This is a genomic window from Rhizobium freirei PRF 81, assembly GCF_000359745.1.
GTDB classification, from domain to species: domain Bacteria; phylum Pseudomonadota; class Alphaproteobacteria; order Rhizobiales; family Rhizobiaceae; genus Rhizobium; species Rhizobium freirei.
In genome coordinates this window covers 1-377 of record NZ_AQHN01000023.1, presented here as the reverse complement: position 1 = coordinate 377, position 377 = coordinate 1, and the positions used below count along the sequence as shown (strand labels likewise).

Below are 377 nucleotides of genomic sequence, written 5' to 3'. Positions count from 1 at the left end.
AGGGTCGAGACTCAATCAGATCCACCAATTGACGATAGCTGCGATGTAGCATGTTGCGGCGAAGTTTATGGCGAGCTTGTCGTAGCGTGTAGCGACGCGACGCCAGTCCTTGAGCCTGCAGAACATGCGCTCGATGATATTTCTGCGTTTATAGGCTTGAGGATCGAAGGCCTGGATTCGTTTACGGGTCGGATTGTTGGGAATGACCGGACGGGTTCCTCGCCGGATGAGGAAGAGCCGCAGGGCATTGCTGTCATAGGCGGTATCGGCAGCGCAGAGACGACTGGGCGGCAGGGGTTCGAGCAGGCTCATTGCGACAGGAGCATCGCCGCGCTGTCCGGGTGTTATTTTGACTGCGACGGGGCGGCCGCAACGAT

1 protein-coding gene is annotated in these 377 nt (G+C 58.1%); it reads right to left on the bottom strand.

Annotated elements, in window-relative coordinates; translation table 11 throughout:
• Positions 1-15 precede the first annotated feature (15 nt).
• On the bottom strand, positions 16-377 hold a 362-nt coding region (locus RHSP_RS33400; RefSeq protein ID WP_157385313.1), incomplete at its 5' end, for an IS5 family transposase.